This window comes from Pseudomonas sp. DW-iso3 (assembly GCF_058725305.1).
In genome coordinates this window covers 174,076-195,024 of the sequence record NZ_JBZXDZ010000006.1, presented here as the reverse complement: position 1 = coordinate 195,024, position 20,949 = coordinate 174,076, and the positions used below count along the sequence as shown (strand labels likewise).

Genomic DNA, 20,949 nt, shown 5'->3' with positions numbered 1-20,949 from the left:
AAATAGGCCCCCCTCTGGAATTGCAAAAAAAAATCCAATCTTTCTCAAAAAATCAATCAAACTCCAACACTTCAACGTCTTCAAAAAAATCACTAACCGTTGATAATTCAACCTCATCGACCAGTTTCACACATATTAGATTTTCAATGGCTCTAGAGCATGCGACATATATGATTTTACGATTTTCTGACAATACATCCTTGGAAGAAAATATGTTCTTAAAATTGTAATCCCTCCAAAAAAACTCATCAATCACCACTAACACATTCTGTATCCCAGAGCCTTTAGTTTTATGCATCGTAATATAATTTGTTTTTTCACCAAGATAATCGTAGTAGCAAATTACATCCTTCAGAGTCAGATCAAAACCAAAGTAATTGGTATAGAAAATTTCCCGTTTGCAATCACGCTCTAGATCTCGGAACTCATACTCATCAATTTCAAATCCAGACTTCGATAGCCTACTGTGAGTATTCAGCCCTCCTATGAACGCCTCTTTAAACCCCCTGTACCGGTGAGAGCCTTCAAGTTGTTCTAGGAACAGGGCTTTTCTCTTAATGAATCGATCGTAAGCCTCTGACCTTTTAATCAATTTTAACTCAAAGGCACGACGGATTAAATCATGGATCGGCACTGTCAAATCAAAGATACTACTCAATGACCTTAACAAAATCTCTTTATCATTTACGCTATCTATCAAAAAACCAGACTTCTTAACCTGCTCAATAACTTTCCAATGTTCATTAGAGGTAAAAGCTTCGTACAAATTGTACAAATCCAAAAAATGGCAAGCGCTTAGAATTTTCTCTAAGTTCTCATTAGTTGACTGACCAAACCTAGAGTTAAAAATCTCATAAAGCCGCCCAAAGCCCGCCTTTGAAGCAATCGCTTTATTGGTTAGCATTAAAATTTTATAATCGACTGAAGCCTGAGTCTTTTCAATCAACCTGTATAGTTTATTCTGGTATGCCTCCTTTTGTTCAGACGAACTACTACTATGCGGCTTATCCGTATGAACTGCACAAAAAAGCTTCACTCGTCCTTGGCGTGACTCCAAGCTTTCACTTTCACCCCCATCCATCTTTTTGAGTGCAACTTTCTGCTCTAGACCATCATCCCTTAGTTTATTTATAAATTTTATAACCTGTTCTGAACACCTAAAATTATCCTCCTTATTAATCTTATGAAGAGCCCCTGAAAGAACATACGCGTCGACATCTCCGATGCCATCTTCATAAATCCCCTGCATAGAGTCCCCAAAAAAACCAAATGTGACTTCGGTACCCGCTGCAACATAATCAAGAAAAACCTTAACAACATCAGGCGATGTGTCTTGATACTCATCAACAAAAATATAGTCGTATTTATCCGATAGAATTTTCCTTAATTTTGGATATTTCCTAAAAAGAGAAACTGCAACCTTTATTAGCCCATCGTGTCCAAAACTCAATTCGCGCAAACTATCAAATGCTGTTTCATTATAAGTTATTTTATGACTTGGGACACGATTGATAGCGTCTTTTATCTTTCCATTCAAATGTCGAATTTTTTCATTTAGCGCTTCATTTGCGGTCGATGACTCCTTATCATAGTCACGCTTTCCCAAAACCTTATCTTCTTTATATCCCAATATAAAATATGCCTTATCAGCGTATTTTTCATATTTCTTTTTGTATCGATCATGCTCTAACTTTTTATACTCTTTCTCATCCTCCATTGCCTCCCCAACTACAAATTCATCCAGCTGAAAAATCTCATGAATTATTTTATGTATATCAAGCTTGTAGGATTTGATAATTCCATTCAAAAAGGAATGAATGGTACTTATGCTATGTAAGTCGCCGGCACGCGCCTTAATTTCATTTGCGGCCAGATTTGTATGAGTAATACAGGCGACCTTTTTGTCTGGCATACTTCTTGATAAATGATCAAGCAACTTCTTTAAAGTTTCGGTTTTTCCGCTACCCGCGCCCCCCTGAAGCAAAAAACTCGTCTCACTTTCCAGGCATGATAGCACCTGATCAAAAGGCGTTATTTTGATATCCATACCAAGCCCTCCTCAATGTAAGCAGGTATCCGCCAAGTAACTTGATCATCAGTTAGCGCCAAGTACAACAAGGACGAAGCAAAGGCAGACTTCTTATCCAAAACCTTATCTATTAGATCATAAGCATCGAGATTTTCTTTAAACGCCTCCCTGTTTTTCAAGCCATTAATTTCATCCAAATTATTAATAATAATATCTTTATTTAAATGTACGAATGCATCCTCAAAGCTTCGTGCATGGTAACCGACTTCATACTTCTGATATGCAATGAACATATTGTCGTAGGAGTGAGCCAACTCATGCTTCACCAACTTACCAAACCACTCAGTAAACTTTACACTCTCTGAGAACTCAGGAGCCTCGTAATAATATTTTAACGTCGCATTACTTATATGATCTGCTTCCGCGACCTTAGAGGCGGGATAGATAATTTTAGGGACAGGCTTTGTTGAGTCATACCCTTTTTTGGTTGTATCTATATCAGTTATGACCAAAGTTTTTATCTCTAAAAACTCAAGAAAATGTTTAAACGCTTTGGCATTTGCCCCGACTTCCAGAATGGTGACATTTTGAGAAAATAGGGATATGTGATTCTGATCACGCTGTGGGGACTTATCAAACAGCTCCACAAAATAAGGCCAAAGCATACGCTCCGTGACACCCTCAATAAAAATTACTTTACTTGCAAAAAACAACTCACATGAATTTAGGGTTAAAAATTGCTCAAGAAACTTAAACGATGCCTTATCATCTCCGTATTTTTCTTTAAGATCCGAGTAAAAGTTTTTTATGCGAGTGCGCCCATCTGAATTCTGCAAATATCGTATATCTTTAAAGTCGCACTGAGAGACAATATGAGATGAATGGGTTGTGATCACAGCCTGTATGTTATTTATCTCCTTTAAAATGTTTTTTATTTGATTGGCAAAGACATATTGCATTTGTGGATGAGTGTGCGCTTCTGGCTCTTCAATAAAAAGCAAATTTATATTTTTTCCGCTTTTAGCGAAAGACTCTTTCTTTATCTCTACACTCAAAAGCAAATATAGGATATTCATGTGCCCAAGACCATTGAAAGTCTCTGGTAGAAACTGAGAGCGCTCACCGTATACAACCTGGGAACTGTTCTCTAAAATCTCATTAGACTCTAGATTTGAAACAATTTTAATATCCTCTATCCCCAAAAACGCCTTGGACGTTTTCAAGAACGGCTCAAAAAATTCTGTATAACTCTGCTCAAGACTTTCATCTATTTTTAGAAGCAAATTATTAATTGGATCAAAATCAGTAGTGTCTTTGTTTGCCTTATTAAAGTATTGCGTCGTAAGCTTGGAAAGCATTTTTTTGCCCCCTTCACTGCTTGCGACGTCACGCTTGGCATGGATTATTTGAAAATTTATTAGATCCCTAATTAAAGAAATATCTTTCTTTACAAGCCTCCCCCTATTATCCTTTAGAAGGTCGTCATCGTTGAGGTACGCGTACACATTTGTTTGCAAATATTTTTCTAAATTTTTACGAAAGAACCTTTCTTTCTCGCCATCGAACTGCTCTAGATCCCGAAGTAAAAAATCCTTATTTATAACGCACTCAAAGAGGATTTTGACTTTATTGGTTTTGCTATCAAGATCCAGTAAAAACTCTGACAAATGTCGAAGATTATCACCTTCGCCATACTCAATTTCCAAACGCATATTGATTGACAAAGAAAAGACATCACTCGCGTGATCAATAGCAATTATTTCTTTACGAGCAGCGAGTGGAAAGTCATTATAATTAAAGCCACTCCCGGGCTCATAGAATTTCTCGAACAACACAAGCAACGATGTTTTCCCGCTATTATTCCTACCAATCAATAGTGATAAGCTATCTCTCAAGTCTAGAGTTACGTCTTGCAACGCTCTAAAATTCCCTGCCGATATTTTGGTAATTTTCACGTGATTATCTTATATCCGTATAAAGTTAATAGTCGCCCGAACCTAAATAAACGGTCGAACTGATTAATAATCAAAGATTGATCACTACTATAGCGCAATTGCTTTCCATTAACCCCCCATCTAAAAGCCTAGTAATTAGGTATTTAAAATAAGCGCATTCCAATACCAAGTCCCCAAAACACTCTGAGCGGAACCTGTGAGAAGCAAATAAGGCTATGAAATGGCTAGGCCCCCTCTGTTTTGACGGGCTCAAGCTTAGCGCAAAACTGGCCATATGCCAGCCGACTCAAGGTTTTAGTATGCGGACATATGTTGGTTATTACGCAGAATTAAGAGTGAGGGCCGTCGTACTTGTACATGCGGATGATATAGCTCACACACCCCATTAAAATTAGTTAAAGGGTAGGATTAGAGATAGAAATGAAATATTTTTATTCTTAACACGTTGATATATATAGAACAATTCTGTTTTTTCGACTCCTGGTGCCGCACCATACAAAACGAAGCCCTCGCAGAAATGCGAGGGCTTTGTTGTTTCTGGGGTTTGGAAACTCCCCCTAGAACCTGTCACATTGCTGCGCGGACATTCGTCAACGTCCGCCAGGGTCGAAAGCTGCTTGCTCCGCTATTGCAGCGGAACATACACATCAGTTTGCCATTGATCCTGCGGTGTCTCGGGATAGGCGCTCAGGTAATGAAAGAACAGCGGCTGGTCACGAAGTTCCTCTCCACTGGCCGGAAGCCAATCGCGGTAAATCGGATAGATCGTTTCGCCGATGTGATCCGGTGACCCCGTGTGTCGCACCACGACGCAGCGACCGCCAGGAATGACGATCTCGTGCACACCGAACTCATTCGACGCCACGGCCTCGTGAATCTCGCCGCAGATTGCGAAGCGGAATTCTTGTGGAGGTGTCGTATCGGGGTTGCCATAGGGAATGCCAAAGGTGCGACTCGACGCCACCGGCGACTGTCCGCTCTGCATACGCCACTCGATGAACTTGCGTACGCTCTCATTGACGAGCCCGGCGGGTCCGCAGTGCTCAAGCGTTGCTACCCTGACTTCAGGGAATTCCACGATTCGTACTTGCATGATGATAGTCCTGGAAAAGTGAGGGATTGCGAATACCGTACTCCAGACCTGCCAGTTCGGTTCTTTCCCGAACGCACTCGGCGTCATACCGAACGCCCGCCTGAACGCCCTGCAAAATGCCTCGGGACTTTCAAAGCCGGCACCGAGTGCGGCGTCCAGTACCGAGTGATCAGCGAGGGAGGCCAAGCGATGGGCCGCGCGTCGTAGCCGCATCAGTTGCACATAACGCGAGACAGTCACTCCTACGAACGCGGTGAATTGTCGATGGAAGTGAAACGCCGAAAAGTTCGCCACATGGCTCAACGTCTTCACCGACAGGTCACCTTCGAGATTGGCATCAATGTAGGCGAGTACGGCGTTGAAGCGTTTTGTGTAAGCGAAGTTGGTCGGCATGTCAGACACTGGGAAAAGGCTCCGGGACGTACGGTCGGCAATAGAGTCGACTATAACGGCGTGAACGCGCCTAGCCGCGTTTGCTCAAGGTGCGTTTTGGGTTGGCCAATGTGATCTCTTCCAAGGCGATGCAAAGGTCGGGGGCATCCAGGTGTCCACTTCTGACCATCTGCTGGCTGTCGCCACGGCAGCTTTTGGCGGATTCCTGCCTATTCTCGACGGAAGGGATGATCATCAACGTTCGAATTCGGGAGGTTTACCCTTCCGTATGCGGCTCTGAATGACTTGCAGACCGACAATGTGCTGGCATCTAAAAAATCCCGAGTTCGATTCCACCGAACGCCATAAGTAACTGATTTTTCAGTTACTAGTTCAGCGCCAAACCGCCCCACCATTCCCACAACAAAAAAGGCACTTGCCGCGAACGCCAAGTGCCTTTCTCACATCACCAAACCCAATTAACGCGCCAACATAAACGTCTCATACTCCAGATCTTCCAGCGCCGACGACAGCCGCGCCAGCCCCAGCAGTACACACACCAGCAACGACAGCGTGAACCCATACCCAAAGAAGCTAGGCCCCAGGTGCATGCTCAGCAGCGTCAAAGCGGCGTTTAGCACGGCGAACAGTACGCACAGCTCCAACACTACGCGGCGTTTGTCGAGGTAGAAGAACACGTTGAGCAACGCCATGAACACCACCTGGATGCTCACGCCGATCAAGTCGATGTAGAACAGGGGCAGGTAGTAGCTGGAGATGCCGATCCACTCCAGTAGGCGGGGTGCGAAGAGGAACAGCAGCACCACGGTCAGGCCCTGGACTTTGCAGATTTCCAGCAGGCCCTGGCGGATGGAGAGGGTCATTTCGGTTTTCAGCGAGCCGATGTGCTGCAAGGTCTCGCCGTCGCGGATCGCGCGGAACAGACGGTCGTACCATTCGGCGAAGTCGGTTTCGATGCGCACCAGGAACACCGCCATGCCGGGGATGATCGCCAGGTAGGCGATGAAGATCGGCATGTCGTACAGGATCGAGGCACGCAGCGGGCCGATGACCGAGTTGGAGGTGCCTGGGTTGAACCAGAACAGGATCTTGTCGACCCAAATGCCAAAGTTGTAGAAGAACCCCGTCACCAGCAGGCTGAGGAAAACGTTGCGACGATTGAGGAAATCGAACGCAATCATTTTCTCGGCGCGGTACTCGCGCAGGATGTCGTACAGGTACAAGAACAGCAGGCTGCCGTGCCCGATCAACAACGCCAGCAACAGGCCAGGCATTTTCAGGAAGCTCAGCAGGTAGGCGCTCGCCACCATCAGCGAGTAACCCACCACCATCACCATCAGGATGCGGTTGTACTTTTTCATCCCCGAGAGAAAGATGATCACCAGCCACAGGTTGCACAGCACCACGAAGTTCGACAGCACCAGCACGCGGTAGATCAGCGGCTGATCGAACAGCACCGCCAGCACGATAATCCCCAGCACCCCGGCGCCGACCGTGACCATCAACAGGATGCCCAGCAGGTTGGGCAGGATCTGTTCGTAGTTGTGCTCGAATAGCTGGTCGGACACAAAGCGGGTGAAGAACAACTGCAGGCCGCCCGTGAGGATCAACGAGCTGGCCATCAGGTAGGTCACCGTGACCAGGAACTGCCCCACCAACGAGTTGGGCAACAGCAGGCCCAGGCTGATGATCCCCACCAGCATCACGCTAATGATCGACAGCACCCACGGGCCGGAGCTGATCAGGCCCGCATACACATACGCGTGCAAGGTGGCGGTGTATGAGTCGCGCGAGAGGATCTTGCGCAGTTCGAAGCCAATACCGGCCATTTAACTGTTCTCCATGGCTGCCTGGTACAGGTCGCGGTAGCGCTGCAGCATCAAGGCTTCGGTGTAGTAACGGTTGACCCGCAGCAAACCGGCGGCCTGCGCAGCCTTCCAGCGCGCGGGGCTGCGCAGCAGTTCCAGGATGGCGGCGGACGTGGCTTGTGGATCGGCAATCGCCACCACCTTGCCCGCCATGCCCAGGTCACGGTCTTCGGCGCTGCCACCTTCGATCAGCTCGCGGCATGAGCCGACGTCGCTGCTGATCACTGGCGTACCGGCGGCCCAGGCTTCGAGGATCACCAAGGGTTGCGCTTCGCTGATCGAGGTCAGCACCATCAGGCCCAGCTTGGGCAAGATGTCCTGGATGCGCTGGAAGCCCAGGAAGTGCACCTTGCCTTCAAGCCCAAGGCTCGCCATCAAGCTGCGGCATTCACTGACGTATTCCGGGTCTTCCTCTTCGGGGCCGACAATCCAGCCTTCGGCATTCGGCATGGCGCTGATCACGCCACGCATGGCACGCAGGAAGGTTTTCACGTCTTTGATCGGCACCACGCGGCCGATCAACCCCACCACGGGGGCGATGCCCGGCTCGCGGGTTTCCATGGCGCGGGACCATTGCGACAGGTCGATGCCATTGGCGATCAACTGTGTACGGCTCGGATCGGCACCGTCCTTGATTTGGCGCTGACGGTTGCCGTCGTACAAGGCAATGATCTTGTCGGCGCTGTTGTACGCCAGTTGGCCGATCCGTTCGAAGTAGCGTACCCACAGGGTGCGGATATACCCCGAGCCCCCGTCGAGGCTGCGGTTGAGCGCCTGCCCGGAGCTTTCGGCAATCCACGTGGCCTGGGCCAGATCGATCTTGCGCTCCTTGGTGTAGATACCGTGTTCGCTCAGCAGGTAAGTGCATTTCCAGCGGTGCTTGAGGATGCAGCCCAGCAGCCCGGCGTAACCGGTGGAAATCGAATGCAGCACCCGCGCAGGCGGCATCTTGCGCGAGGCTTCAGCGAGCATCAGCAAGGGTGACTGCAACGAGCGCAGGGTCCAGAAATAGTTGACGAACGAGGGGTCGGCGCAATGCTGACGGTAGCCTTCGCTGAGGTTTTCCCAGCTGGCACGGCTGCGCAGTACATCATCCAGGGTCATATGGCCCTCGGCGATGCAATTGAGCATGCGCTCACCCAGTTCCCGCTCCGGCGGGTCCGGGTGATGCAAAAAGCGATAGAGGTCAGCCAGTTGCTGCGGGTCGGCATCGCGTGGCTTGCCACGGGTGTCGGCGGGGTGCGTTGCGTCTTCGAGGAACACTTCTTCGATGTGCACCACGTTCGCCGGCACTTCATAACGCCGCGAGGTATACGCCGAACGCTGGCCACCGATGAACATCACCGAAAAAGTCAGTTCCGGCAGGCCCAGAATCATCTGGTGAATCCAGCTTGATACACCGCCGCGCACGTACGGCCAGGTGCCTTCCAGCAGCAGGCAGATGTCGGCCGTCGGGGTGGCTTCCTTATGATTCATTCCAGCTCCTCACCAACTCAACGAAGGGTGGCCGCTGACGGGTTTTTTCCGGCAGGCTGGCAAGCAGCCCGGGGATTTCGTGATAGCGACCCGTCTCGAACGCCAGCTCGGCATGGAAAGGCAGTAACTGAGCCGCACCCAGGCCGTTTCTCTCAGCTTCGTGCAAGAGGGCCTCAGCCCGCTCATTTTCACCGCGCTCCAGGGCAATACGGCCGGCCAGCAAAAACAGCTCACCGCCCTCACCTGCCGCCAGACCTTGCTCGGCATGTTCACTCGCCTGGTTCAGCACGTGCTCAAGCACACTGCCTTGGGCCAGGCCGAGGTAGGCCAACTCCCAATACCAGCGCGCCAACATGCTGTGCACCGGGCCGGCCATTCGGGGACTGACGCCCGCCAACTGTTCCAACGCCATCTGGATGTGCAGGTTGATGTCGCTTTCCTGCTTGTCGAGCATCGAGTACGCCAGGAGACGGACGTCATCACTGGGGTCACCCAAGGCCAGCTTGAGGATAGGAACCGCGTCCTTGCCCGGCATGCGGCGAGTCGCCAATAGAGCGGCCAGTCGCTGATCGGGGTTGGGCGCGTGACGCAGCACGTCCTGCAAACCACCGTCGGCGAAGATCGGCGTGCGCGTCTGGGCCTGCGCGCGGAACGGCAGGCCAGGAATGCCGACCGATTGCCACGCTTGCTGGTCGCGTTTACGCGGCAGGTACAGCGCCGGGAAGATCGACGCCACCACGCCCAGGGTGCCGATCACCGGCACAAAAAATGCCAGGCTGAAAATGAACAACGGGCTCCACGGCAAAGGTGCCCGGTAGCGTGCCGGCAACAGCAACCATACGGCGCCGCACAGCATCAGGCAGGCAAGGCCATGGCTGACGATAAACACCAACAGTTGGTGCAACTGCGGCGCATCGAGCCACAAACTGGCCCAACTGCCCGCCTCCAACAACACGGCGCCGCTAAACAGCCACTTGCTGATCATTCAGGCCACACTCGTTGTAAAGGAAGTTACGCAGCCCGTTGCGATCACAGCCAGGCTCCAGATTGAAAGGCATGACCCGTACACCCAGGCTGTCCAGATCCGTGTCGATGCCAAAGTGTTCGTGCAGCAACAGGCCGATACGCGCGAGGTAGCCTTGGGTGCCTTCCGGGCTGGTCAACGGCAACAGCACCAGCAGCAGTGCGTGATCGCGGTTGTTGCGCACTGGCAAGTGCAGGTCCAGGCCACGTTGGCTGCGCGCCATCAAGCGTGTCAGCTCGTCGTTGACGCGTGTCATCTCGAACGCGAATAACCCGGCAGGCAAGGTGTGCTGTTCAACATCCACCAGCGACCGCTTGAGCTGCAACGAAAATTGCTGGGCGTCCGCATCGGGCAGGCGCAGCACCTGCGAATCGCGGCGCAACAGGTCGGCAATGTGGCCGGCCAGCAGCGACAAGAGGCTCAAGGTGCGATCCTGGAACGCAAAGAACGGCATCTGCCGAACCGCCAGGATCGCCAGCAGGCGGCCTTCGGCATCGATCAACGGAATGCACGCCTGCAGCGAGGAAAACTGCGCGGCGTTACCGGCATCAATCAGTTCCTGACGCACACTCACCAGCTCGCCGCGTTCCAGGCAGAGCTTGATCAAACCGTCATCGGTTTCCAGCGGCCCCATCACGCCGATCATTGCCAAGGCTTGGGGCAGTACGTTTTTCTCGCTTTCGTCGACGCGGTACAGGCCCGCCACGCGCAATGCACCGTATTGGCCGAGCATCGCCACGATCGGCTCGGCCAACTCGCTCAATGCGTCGCCTTCAACCGGCATGCCACGCAGTTTTTCACGCAGGCCCAGCAACGAGCTGCGCAGGCTCTGGTCACTGCCGGCCACACGCTGCTCCAGCAGGTCATGGGACACCCGCAGGATCTGGTGGGCACGGGTGAATTCGTCGAGACGGTACTGACGGTATTCGTTGGCCATCTGCAGACGCTCCAGACGGCGTACCCACAGGTCGCGAACCTCGCCCACCAGCATCCCGCAAACCAGCACACCGACGATGAACGACGGCTCAAGCTGGGTATAACCTTCATGCCCGGTGTAGCGCAGGGCAAACAGCGCCGCCACCAGCAGTACGGCGCTGAACAGGCCGCGCACAAAACCGTAACGCACACCCAACAGCAGCGGCGCCAGGATTGGCCAGGGGAAACCACCGTGCATTTGCAACGGGTCTTCGGGAGTCAGCCAGAAGCCGAGGCCAATGGCCAAGCCCGTCACCAATAGCGTTTCCAGCCAAGACACCGGCCCGCTGGCGCGAGGCGCCAGGCTGTAATCCATGTGTGGAGAATTCATTGCGTTCACTCGAATCGAAGGGCGCCAACCAATTTGTCGATTACCGTCTGAGCATTGCCCGCCAGGCTTTCACGGGACCAACCGGCGCGCGCGCCGCTTTTGCTCCAGAGCACGCGACCGCTGTTGGCTTCCAGCACGCGCAGGCTGATGCCCACCGCTGGCTCGCCGTCGAGGCCGTTCTTGTACTGCCACTCTTCGACGCTGCCGGCGACGACGTAATCGAGCTTCTGCTCACGCGCCCATTCCAGGGCACCGGTGAGGCGCTCATTGTCATCCATCAGCGCCTGTTCGCCCTGGGTGCTGGTTGGGTAGACCCGAGGTTGCAGGCCGTGGCTGCTGAGCACGCTGAGCAGGATCTGCTCGCTGCGCTCACCCGCCTGCGGGGTCTGCGAATAGTTGACCATCGGCACGATGCCCCACTGCGCATTGCGCGGCAGGTTCGGGCTGCTTTCACTGGTGAAGCTGGAGCAGCCGGCGACGAACAGTACTGTCAGAGCCAGGCTCAGGTTACGAATTGCTTGCATAGGTTTTTCTCCCGTAGATTCTGTAATCAGCGCCCGAAACGCACGCCGTAGCTCATACCCAGTGTGCCGCCGGACTTGCCATCCCCGCCCTGTGGCGCAGATTGGTAGCCGAAGGTGAGGGCCAGTTCGTCGTCACCCAGGACTTCGAAACCAATGCCCGTATTGATGCCGTAGTTGAAGGTTTGGTCGGTCCATTGCCACCCCGCCGTCATGTCCACCAGCCAGGTGTACTGCGGCTTGCTGCGCACCAGGGCACCAGGGATGCCGCGGCGCCAGGACGTGCCGACGTAGAGTTGGCCGTAGCGACTTTGCAGCAGGTCGCCCGACGCAATGGTCTGCAACTCGATCGGATCACCCGGCTCAGGCGGCGCGACATCAGGCACTCGAATCGGCCCATTGAAATCGCTGGAGAGGTAATCCAGGTTGCGATCCTTCACGTTGTTCTTCTGGTAATCCACACCGCTGCGCACCGTCCAGTTAGGCCCGGCGAATTCCAGTGTGTGATTCAGCTCCAGCTTCAGCGCATGACCATTACCCAACGATTTGTCGGTACGTGTCGAGAATGAGCGCTGTGCCACTTCCCAGCTCAACTGGTCCCGCGCGGTCAGGCCGTGACGGCCGCCGACCCAGGCGCGGTCCTGCTGGCCGAAAGCACGCATCAGGCCGCTGTCGTCGCTTTTGCGATGCCAGTCCAGGCCGGTCTCGATCTGGTGGCTGTCGCCCAACTGCCACATGCGCGACAGGCCCAGGCCGTTACGGTCGTCGTCCTTGCGCTGGCTGGTGTCGGCGAACAACTTCCAGCTGCCGTTTTCCACGGAGCGCACCAAGGTCAGGGCCGCGTTGCTCTCGTCGCCAATGCGCGAGGAGATGACGTCGTCGCCTTTATAGTTGCCGTGTTCCATCTCGACATCGGCGTACCAGTTATCACCCAGGTTGTGGGCGATTTCCAGGCGCGGCGAGTCAAACGACAAGCCACCGAAATCCTGTTTCTGATACGACAGCAATGCGCCTTGCGGAGTGGCTTCGTGGATCTCCACCGCCTGGCGACGCAGTTGCTCGTTCACCGAATCCGGCTGGTCGTCGCCCAGTGCAGACAGGCTGGTTTCCAGTGCCTCGTTGGTGCGCCCCAAACGGCTGAGCGCCTGTGCGCGCTGCGCCGGGTTCAGGTCGCTGCTGGCCAACAGGGTTTCGACCTGGGCTTTATTACGGCTGCGCAAGGCTTCCTGGATCTGCTCGTAACGGTCAACCTTGAGGCCCTGGGTGCGCGCCCAGGCCAGCCAGTCGTCTTTCTGCGCTTGCTGGTTGGTCGCATCCAGACGAGCCAGCAGGCGCTCGAACCACAGCTGTTTCATCGACGGCGAACCGTCTTTCCACTTCAGGAGTGCTTGCTGGGCCTTTTGCGGTGAATAGCTGCTCGACATCAAACGCAACCAGATCGCGTAGCGCTGGGACGACGGTTGCAGGTTCTCGGCCTCAGGGCTGCGCAGCAACTTCAGGCGCAGGCGCTGGGCGGCGTCCTGGTAGCCAGACGTTTCCAGTGCGTCGGCATACGCCGCCTGCACCAGCCAGTCATTCGGGCTGAGCTTGAGGTACAGGCGATACCAGGCCAATGCTTCGGCATCGCGCCCCAATAGCTGGCTGGCACTGGCGAACGGCAGCCAGAGCAGACGGTCGTGCCGTGCATTTGCACGCCATTTGGTCAGCAAGGGTTTGAGTTTTGCCGTGTCGGCCTGGTCGACATACAGCCAGGTCAAGCGCTCGCGGAACAGGTTGTCATCGGGGTAGCGCGACAAGCCCAACAGATAGAGACGCTCGGCCTCGGTGGCATCGCCCTGCTCCGCTGCCAGGGCACCGCGTACCGCCAGGACCTGGGCTTGCTCGTAGGCTTCCGGGTATTTTTTGGCGTCTTCCAACAGGGCAACGACCTGATCCCACTCCTGGAGCTCCTGGGCCAGTTGCAGTGCCTCGACCAACCGCTGCGGGTCTTGGGCACGGTGCCAACTGTCGACCATCAACTTCAAGGCACGCTGCGGATCGCTGGTGCGATACAGGGTGATCAACTGGCTCTCGTCGCCACTGGTCAGCTTGCCTTTGAGGGACAGCAGCTTTTCCAGGGAGACGCGTAAGTCTTCGTCGCGCTCCAGGCCCCAAGCGAGCGCCGCACGGGTGTGCCAGTATTCAGGATCATCGATGGACGCATCGTCCGACTTCACCACTTCCCAGGCCGCTTGCTCGTCGAACAACTTCATTTCCGTGCTGGCCCAATCGACCAATTCGGCGGTGGTCAGCTTGTAGCGGTTTGCATAGTCCTTGTAGAGCTTGCCTTTGGCCGCGAACTGCCCGGTGTTTTCCAGGTTCTGCAGCAAGCGTGTCCAGGCCAGGCGATGGCCCGGGTACTTGCGCAGGTAAGTACGCAACCAGGACTCGGCCTCAGCGGGAGTGCCGCGAGACTCATGGCCGTAGATCAACGCATCCAGTTCGATGTCCGTGAGCGGACGCTGCTGCGTGATCTCTGCAAGCAATGGGATCGAACGGGCAAAGTCGAATTGCAGGCTAGCGAGGCGCCAGGCGTGCTCGCGGATTTTCGGATCTTCCTTGAGTTTGAGCAGGTGAATCCAGTAGTCCAGCGCGGCTTCGTTATCGCCGCGCCACTCACCGAGCTTGGCCATTTGCTCCAGCAACTCGCTGTCATCCGGGTAATCGATGACCAGCTCCTGACCGGTTTCCCACGCACCTGCCAGATCATTGATAGACAGGCGTACATGGAATTCTTTGACCAGGATGTTGCGATTGTCAGGCTCCAGGTCATGCCACTGCTGGAGCACACGCTGGGCCAGTTCGAACTGCTTGGTCGCAACGGCGACATCCACGCCTTGCTCCAGCCACGCCACGTCGGTTTGCGGGTTTTTCAGCTGGGGCAACTCGTCAGCCAGCACTTGCGCGGCCTGCTCGTCACGGCCGGCCGACAGCAGGCTGTTGAACGCGAGTTGCGCGTATTCCCGTCGCTCACCCGGTTGCTGGGCGTCACGCTTAAGTTGCAGATAGATGTCTGCCGCGCGCGCAGGTTGCTCCCCCGCCAGGTACCACTGCGCGGCTGATTTAAGCGCATCGGTACGTTGCGCCGGGTCACGCCCTGCGATCTCTTCGAACACCGTGGCGGCAAACGCCGGAGCCTGCAGGGTCAGCGCCAGCTTCGCCAGGCTCTGCAGCTGGGCCACCGGCAGCTTGCGATGATCGAAGCTTTGCAAACGCTCGACCAACGCCTGTTGCACGATCAGGTCCTTGCCACCGGCCGCGATCAGCGCGTCCAGTTCCAGGCGATAGTAGGCCTGGAGTTCGGGTTGCGGCTTGGGCCAGGCATCCACGTGTTGGCGCGCCTTGGTGTAGTCACCGAGGCGAATCAGCAAGTCGACCAGCTGCAAACGCAAGTGGTCGTCGTCCGGATGCGCCGTCAGCAATAGCTCGGCATAGTTGGCCGACACGGCGTCGGGCTCACGCCCGTCGGGCTGGAACACTTCTTCACGCTGGAAGGTTGCCCACAGCAGGCCACCCACGGCCACCGCGACCACCGCCAGTGCCCATGGGTTGAGCAGGCGGCTGCTTTTAGTTGCAGAGGAGTTGACCATTACTCACCTGCTTCATAGGAAGTTGAAAAGTCCAAAGGCCGGCCGAAGCCTTGCCCGCGAATCGTTGCCCATCGACTTCCACGCGGCAGGCAGTTGCCGAGCGCACGGAGAAGGTCAAGTCGAACTGACCGGCAAAGGAAAAGCTCACGCGACGATCATCCAGGTAACGCCAATCGAGTAACGGCACGTTGGCTTCCTCCAGCGCAGGTCGAGGGTCTCTGTCGGCACGCAATGCCAGCAACGCCCGGTCGCTGCTCAAGGCCACGTAGCGCCCTTGCGGCAGGTCGCGTACGCCAGCAATGCCTTGTGATTTGAGCAAGTCCGGCCAGCCCATTTGCGCGTCAAGGCGCACGGTACGCAGTGCGTCCATCCCGCGAATCTGCCAAGCGCCGTCGGCAGTACGCGCCAGGCTTGACTGATACAGGCCGTGCAGACGATCGATGTAGTCAGTCATCCACAACGACATCGGTTGCTGCTCGCGCATGTAGCCGTAGATCTCGTGCATGGCCTTGATCGAGGCCTGCTTGGTGCTGGAATAGAAGTGGTAGTAGAGGTGCAGGCCACGCAGGCGGCGCGGGCTGTCAGTCAGCTCGAAGGTCTCGATCAACTCGCGGAACCCGTAGTACGGGCCTTTCCACAGGTTGGTGTACAGGTTCTCGTTGATGATCGGCGCGTAGTACTGCAACCCGCCAGGTGTCGGGCGCAGCAAGGGGTTGAGGCCGGTCAGCGACGGGTTGGCCTTGGTCATGATGGTTTCAGCGCCGTTGACGTTCTTCAGGCCAGCGTCATACGCCAGCTTGATGGTGTCCGAGGACGGCAGTGCATCACCTGGCCAGAACACCATCTTCACCGGCTTCTGCGGGGTGGTCAGGTTCTGGTTGATGTAGTCGCGCGAGCCAAAGATCTCGCGGCGAAAGTCGATTTTATCGTAGCCAGCGATTTTCATATTCAAGCCGTATTCCGGGCTGAAATTCTCGCGCTTCTGGGCTTTTTCCGGCTGCATGAAAAACGGGTGGCTGAAGGTGTGCGTGGCCACTTCGACCTTAGGGTTGGCGAAGATCTCACGGGCAATCGGCTCAAGCTCACGCGCCAGGAACGGGAACGCGCCACGCGGCGAGATCTCGCCTTCGATGATCGACACTGATGTCAGGAACGGGTTGGGCTTGATGTAGTCGTCCAGGGTGTGGCGGCCGGCGTAGGGCGTACCCCGCACTTCGGCACGGGAGGGGAAACCGTCGCCATCGATGTGCACGGTCGCAATGCGCCGGCCATTTTCGGTGGTGGTGTCCGGCCGCGGTTGCGCCGGCAGCTGCAGGCTGGCCTGGAGGAACGCAAACGGATCGAGAATCCAGCGGCTGCGCTCGTTGTTGCTTTCAAGCAGGTAAGGCGCGAGCGCAATGCCGCCCCATTTGCCAACCACCACCGGGTTGAAAACGGCGCCATTGGCACCGCTCAAGGACAACGCCGGGGTGGGGCCGTTGGGCAATACCGAGACCGCTGCCAGGTCACGGGAGCGAGGCACCACCGGTGCCTCGAATGCGCCCAGCAGGGTCTTGTCCTGGTGGGTGACGGTCAACACTTGAGTGGCGGGCGGCGCATCCCGCTTGAGGCCCAGGCGCTTGAGCAGCAGCTTGTCCTCAACCGGCAGGCCACTGAAAAACACCACCGGGACCTGTTCGTCCAGGCGTGCGTTGATAAAGCGATTGAACGCCGGTGCATCCTGCGACGGGCCGCTGGTCATCCAGGTGACCACGCCTGCGTACAAGCCACTGAAACCGTAAAGCGGCAGGTTACTGTCGGCAGGCAGATAATCGACACGGTAGCCAAGATACTCCAGCAAACCACCCAGGTTGCTATGGCCGGCGGCATCTTCCAGCGCGCCTTCACGCGGATCGAAGATCATCGCAATACGGCGCGGCTGGACCTCGATGCTGCTGATACCCAAGGTGTTGAGGTCCGGGGTACTGATGTAGGGAATGAAACCTTCATCGCGCAGACGCTTGGCGAGCTTGCGCGCTTCTTCACGGCGCTCCGGTGGCAAGTAGTCGATGGCCACCAGCGGCACGCCCTTGGCGCGCAGCGGTTGCAGATGGGTTTCGAGCCACTGGCGATCGGACTCGGACACCGGGCGATAGCGTTTGGCGGAAGCATCCCAACCGGCATGAATCGACTCGACCGCCACGGCGGCGGCAACGCCGTCCAGCTCAGGCAACACTTCGAAACCACGGTTGAAAAACAGCTTCAGGTTCGGCTGACGCTTGTGCAGTTCACGCAGCAAGCTGGCCAGGCCGACGCGTTGGCTTTCGCGCGAGGCCTGGGGCATCAGTTGGAAGCTGTCGAGCGTATCGAGGAACAGGCCCGCATAGCCTTGCGCTTCAAGCGCTTTGGCGCGCCCGAAGAGATGCTCACGCCAGGCCGTCGAGGTGAGGTCCATCACCTGACTGTCCCAGGCGTCGTTACGCACCGGGGAAACCGCTTTGCTCAACCCGGCTTTCTCGACCTCCGCCTTGTTGCCATCGAACTCACCGATGGACAGGTACGCAAACGGCTGGCTACCCAGCGCCCGCAAGGTCTTCACATCGCCGGGCGTCATGTGGCCCGGCTCGACCACGGCCCAGTCGAACTGCGACAGTTCCGGCAGCGGAGGTTGCTCGGCGTACCAGAAAGCCACGCTGCTCGGTTGAGATAAAGCAGCAGCCTGCACAGCCGGCCCACCGACGAATAAGGCAAAAGCGGCGAATAGCCGCTCAGCGATCGCGCGGATACGCGTCCTGCGGAAAACGATTTCCATAATTTACTCTTGAAGATGACTGAGCCAATACTGCGTAAACGTCGGGCGAAGTGACCGGCGAACTACAAACTGCGCAACAGCTGCGCCAAACCCTGGCCAATCGACGTCGGTTGCGGGAGTGCAAAGCGCTCCAGCAGACGGGTGTTATTGGCGCGCGAATGGCGGATGTCGCCTTGGCGCGGTGCCTGGTACGTCACGTTCAACGCGGTGCCGGTGGCATTGCCCAGTTCAGCGATCAGGTCATTGAGACTGGTCGAGCGGCTGAGCCCTACGTTGATTGCTTCAGGTGCCGGTTCGCGGGTCTCGACTGCCTGGACGAGGATGCTCACCAGATCCTGCACGTAGACGAAATCGCGGGTTTGCTCGCCGTCACCAAAGACGGTAATTGGCTGACCCGCCAACGCGCGCTCGGTGAAGATGCTGATCACGCCGGAGTACGGCGAAGACGGATCCTGGCGTGGGCCGAAGATATTGAAGAAGCGGAATATCACCGGCTCCAGGCCGTGCTCGCGACGGTAGAAGTCCAGGTAGTACTCACTGGCCAGTTTGTCGCTGGCATAAGGCGTCAGTGGGGACTTGGGGGTGTCTTCGGCGATGGCCGTGCCTTCGCCGTTGTTGCCGTAGGTCGCTGCGCTGGAGGCAAACACTACCCGCGTCACGCCGGCCTTGAGCATGCTTTGGCACACATTGAGCGTGCCGACGAAATTGGCCTGGTGGGTGGCGACGGGGTCGTCTACCGAAGCCTGCACCGACGCCACCGCAGCCAGATGCACGACTGCGCTGCAGTCAGCCATGGCCTGCTCGACCACGGCACTGTCTGCGACATCGCCAATCATCAGCTCCAGGTCAGGATGTGCGACGGGCAGGTTAGCCACCTTACCGGTCGACAAGTTGTCCAGTACGCGAATCTTGTAGCCTTTACCCAGCAAAGCTTCTACCAGATGTGACCCAATAAAACCTGCACCGCCGGTAACCAGAATTCGTCCTACAGCCATGAAGTTTGCTTCCTAAGACTCGAGCGCAGGCACGCAGCAGCGAACCCGCTAATTAAAGGTGACAGTGTTTAAGGGCTACCCTGACCAACGTCGCCTGGCCATCCGAGTCCAAGCCGCCTTATCCCTGAATCTTGAAGAACCACAGCCTGGGACGAATGCGCGTCACTAATGTCATTTTAATGGCTTAGAGCCATCAAAATCGTCGCGAATAATGTTGGATCCGAAAGGGACTGTCAACGTATTGTCTAACTTGCCGCCAAACGGCAGCCTCAGCCATAAATAAGTCATTTAATTGACGGCGCTTATTGATCATTACGTTGTCTTCGCGATTGGCTATGCGTCCGAGGCGGCGTTCAGTCGCGCCTGTAAACCCATGCTGGACGCTCGCCACGCACGAACATTGCTGAGAGCCCGCGCGTGCGACACCTATATGGCACTTAGCCACCTTTTTTCATTGACACCCCCTCCCCGCTCCGTTAAAAACCCTGCCTTGCTTGTGCTTCTAATCGAGACATGGATTTGTCGACCCCACCGCTTTTTAATCACCGCCGCTACTGGCTCGCGGCAATCATCGTGCTACTGGCGGTCCTGGACCCTTTCGGCCTGGCCAGTTCCAGCGACAAGGCGTCAGCGCAGTGGCTTAACCGCATGTTCGCCAGTCACTATTCCAACGAAGGTCAACAACGCGTGGCGGTGGTGGTGATCGATGACGCCTACCTGATGCGCAACGGCACCTCTTGGCCGATGCCCTACGGCGAGCAGAGCAAATTGTTCAAACGTTTGCTGGCGTACAAGCCCAAGGCTGTTTTCGTGGACTTGCTGTACAGCCATGACCATTCTTTTGGCGACCCGGCGCGGGGCAGCCAGCTACTGGCAAATGTGTTCGAGCGTTATCAGCGCCAGGGTATCCCGCTGTGGCTGGCGAATACCGGCGTCGTGCGAGGAGAGGCGGGCCAGGCCAACACACTGCAACCCTTCGCCGAGGTCAGCCGCCCAGGCCTGGTGGCCTGGGAAGGCGTGGACGACCAGTACCCGTTGGCAGTTCAGACGCCACTAGGGCTTATGGAAACACCAGCCATGGTGCTCTACCGCGAACTCTGCAGAACGCAGAAGTGCCAGTCGCCGCCGGTGGATGCCCAAACCGCCGCACAGCGGCAGCCGATCGCGGTGCAGTGGGGGCTGAAGCTGGCGCCAGAGCAAGCGCGTATTGCTGATGTGCGCCACTGCGCGCCGGCGCGGCATTTTGTCCTGGATGGACTCGCACAGTTTTTCCAGGCGGTGTTCTGGAAACTCGACGACTCGGCCCAGGCCCGGTGCCCTTATACCCTGACGGTGTCAGCCAGCGACTTGGAAGTCAGCGACCCGCAAGACCAGGCATTGCTCACCGAGTTATTGCGCGATCGCCTGGTCCTGGTCGGCGCCAATATCACCTCCACGGGAGACTTGGTGGACTCGCCGGTTCACGGCCAGCTACCGGGCGTGTACCTGCACGCCATGGCCTTGGATAACCTGATCAATGCAGGCATGGACTACGCCCATGAGCCCGCCAACTTTCCCGGCCTGCCCTTCAATTGGCTGGACCTGCTGGAGCTCGCCCTCTTGGCGTTGATCGCCGTGCTCAAGGCGCTGCATGCGCGACGGCTGGCGGGTCACCGCCCCTGGAGCCGTTGGCGCCGCCGCGAGATCCGGTTTTTTTCTTCGCCGTGCCCGTCGTGGTTGTTAGTGATGTCGGTGCTTGCCCTGATGAGTGTGTTGTTGAGCGTCAACAACATCACCCCGGTCAACGTGCTGGGCATCGTATTGCTGTCATTGGTGCTGTTCAGCGAGCGGATCGAAGCCTTCTTCGACCGAGATCGCTGAGTGTGCCGC

13 protein-coding genes are annotated in these 20,949 nt (G+C 55.7%); 1 reads left to right on the top strand and 12 read right to left on the bottom strand.

Annotated features, from left to right (window positions below; genetic code table 11):
* Positions 1 to 52: 52 nt before the first annotated feature.
* From AC4PS7_RS18825 to AC4PS7_RS18770, 12 genes are all read right to left on the bottom strand, one after another.
* Positions 53 to 2,047, bottom strand: a complete 1,995-nt coding sequence (locus tag AC4PS7_RS18825; RefSeq protein ID WP_492179683.1) for a UvrD-helicase domain-containing protein — start codon at positions 2,045 to 2,047, stop codon at positions 53 to 55.
* A complete protein-coding gene (locus AC4PS7_RS18820) occupies positions 2,032 to 3,984 on the bottom strand; it encodes an AAA family ATPase (protein WP_492179682.1) in 1,953 nt (650 codons plus the stop codon). Before AC4PS7_RS18820 ends, AC4PS7_RS18825 begins: the two co-directional genes overlap by 16 nt.
* A gap of 625 nt (positions 3,985 to 4,609) precedes the next feature.
* A complete protein-coding gene (locus AC4PS7_RS18815) occupies positions 4,610 to 5,479 on the bottom strand; it encodes an AraC family transcriptional regulator (RefSeq protein ID WP_044286480.1) in 870 nt (289 codons plus the stop codon).
* A gap of 61 nt (positions 5,480 to 5,540) precedes the next feature.
* Positions 5,541 to 5,705 (bottom strand): hypothetical protein, encoded by a 165-nt coding sequence (locus AC4PS7_RS18810; RefSeq protein ID WP_181195560.1) that lies wholly within the window; start codon positions 5,703 to 5,705, stop codon positions 5,541 to 5,543.
* A gap of 223 nt (positions 5,706 to 5,928) precedes the next feature.
* Positions 5,929 to 7,299 (bottom strand): exopolysaccharide Pel transporter PelG, encoded by a 1,371-nt coding sequence (pelG, locus tag AC4PS7_RS18805; protein ID WP_010214016.1) that lies wholly within the window; start codon positions 7,297 to 7,299, stop codon positions 5,929 to 5,931.
* Positions 7,300 to 8,814: a GT4 family glycosyltransferase PelF gene (gene pelF, locus AC4PS7_RS18800; protein ID WP_492179681.1), complete on the bottom strand. Its 1,515-nt coding sequence runs from the start codon at positions 8,812 to 8,814 to the stop codon at positions 7,300 to 7,302.
* Entirely contained in the window at positions 8,804 to 9,799 is a 996-nt protein-coding gene (locus AC4PS7_RS18795; RefSeq protein WP_010214018.1) for a HEAT repeat domain-containing protein, read from the bottom strand. Before AC4PS7_RS18795 ends, pelF begins: the two co-directional genes overlap by 11 nt.
* Positions 9,777 to 11,144: a PelD GGDEF domain-containing protein gene (locus tag AC4PS7_RS18790; protein WP_021492207.1), complete on the bottom strand. Its 1,368-nt coding sequence runs from the start codon at positions 11,142 to 11,144 to the stop codon at positions 9,777 to 9,779. The genes AC4PS7_RS18795 and AC4PS7_RS18790 overlap by 23 nt, the downstream gene beginning before the upstream one ends.
* A gap of 5 nt (positions 11,145 to 11,149) precedes the next feature.
* Complete coding sequence (locus tag AC4PS7_RS18785; RefSeq protein WP_010214021.1) at positions 11,150 to 11,668, bottom strand: hypothetical protein; 519 nt, start codon at positions 11,666 to 11,668, stop codon at positions 11,150 to 11,152.
* 26 nt (positions 11,669 to 11,694) lie between these two features.
* Complete coding sequence (locus tag AC4PS7_RS18780) at positions 11,695 to 15,294, bottom strand: tetratricopeptide repeat protein (RefSeq protein WP_492179680.1); 3,600 nt, start codon at positions 15,292 to 15,294, stop codon at positions 11,695 to 11,697.
* A complete protein-coding gene (locus AC4PS7_RS18775; RefSeq protein ID WP_042571320.1) occupies positions 15,272 to 18,085 on the bottom strand; it encodes a bifunctional glycoside hydrolase/polysaccharide deacetylase family protein in 2,814 nt (937 codons plus the stop codon). The genes AC4PS7_RS18780 and AC4PS7_RS18775 overlap by 23 nt, the downstream gene beginning before the upstream one ends.
* Before the next feature lie 62 nt (positions 18,086 to 18,147).
* Positions 18,148 to 19,080 carry an NAD-dependent epimerase/dehydratase family protein gene (locus AC4PS7_RS18770; RefSeq protein ID WP_069672841.1) on the bottom strand — a complete coding sequence of 311 codons (933 nt, stop codon included), beginning with the start codon at positions 19,078 to 19,080 and terminating at the stop codon, positions 18,148 to 18,150.
* A gap of 513 nt (positions 19,081 to 19,593) precedes the next feature.
* Here AC4PS7_RS18770 and AC4PS7_RS18765 point away from each other — a divergent pair.
* On the top strand, positions 19,594 to 20,940 hold the full coding sequence (locus tag AC4PS7_RS18765) for a CHASE2 domain-containing protein (RefSeq protein WP_010214028.1): 1,347 nt from the start codon (positions 19,594 to 19,596) through the stop codon (positions 20,938 to 20,940).
* Positions 20,941 to 20,949: the final 9 nt, after the last annotated feature.

Coding starts and splice junctions, on each gene's coding strand:
- AC4PS7_RS18790 (WP_021492207.1), bottom strand. CDS start 11,144: ATGAATTCTCCACACATGGATTACAGCCTGGCGCCTCGCGCCAGCGGG.
- pelG (WP_010214016.1), bottom strand. CDS start 7,299: ATGGCCGGTATTGGCTTCGAACTGCGCAAGATCCTCTCGCGCGACTCA.
- AC4PS7_RS18775 (WP_042571320.1), bottom strand. CDS start 18,085: ATGGAAATCGTTTTCCGCAGGACGCGTATCCGCGCGATCGCTGAGCGG.
- AC4PS7_RS18770 (WP_069672841.1), bottom strand. CDS start 19,080: ATGGCTGTAGGACGAATTCTGGTTACCGGCGGTGCAGGTTTTATTGGG.
- AC4PS7_RS18785 (WP_010214021.1), bottom strand. CDS start 11,668: ATGCAAGCAATTCGTAACCTGAGCCTGGCTCTGACAGTACTGTTCGTC.
- AC4PS7_RS18765 (WP_010214028.1), top strand. CDS start 19,594: ATGGATTTGTCGACCCCACCGCTTTTTAATCACCGCCGCTACTGGCTC.
- AC4PS7_RS18780 (WP_492179680.1), bottom strand. CDS start 15,294: ATGGTCAACTCCTCTGCAACTAAAAGCAGCCGCCTGCTCAACCCATGG.
- AC4PS7_RS18825 (WP_492179683.1), bottom strand. CDS start 2,047: ATGGATATCAAAATAACGCCTTTTGATCAGGTGCTATCATGCCTGGAA.
- AC4PS7_RS18810 (WP_181195560.1), bottom strand. CDS start 5,705: ATGATCATCCCTTCCGTCGAGAATAGGCAGGAATCCGCCAAAAGCTGC.
- pelF (WP_492179681.1), bottom strand. CDS start 8,814: ATGAATCATAAGGAAGCCACCCCGACGGCCGACATCTGCCTGCTGCTG.
- AC4PS7_RS18795 (WP_010214018.1), bottom strand. CDS start 9,799: ATGATCAGCAAGTGGCTGTTTAGCGGCGCCGTGTTGTTGGAGGCGGGC.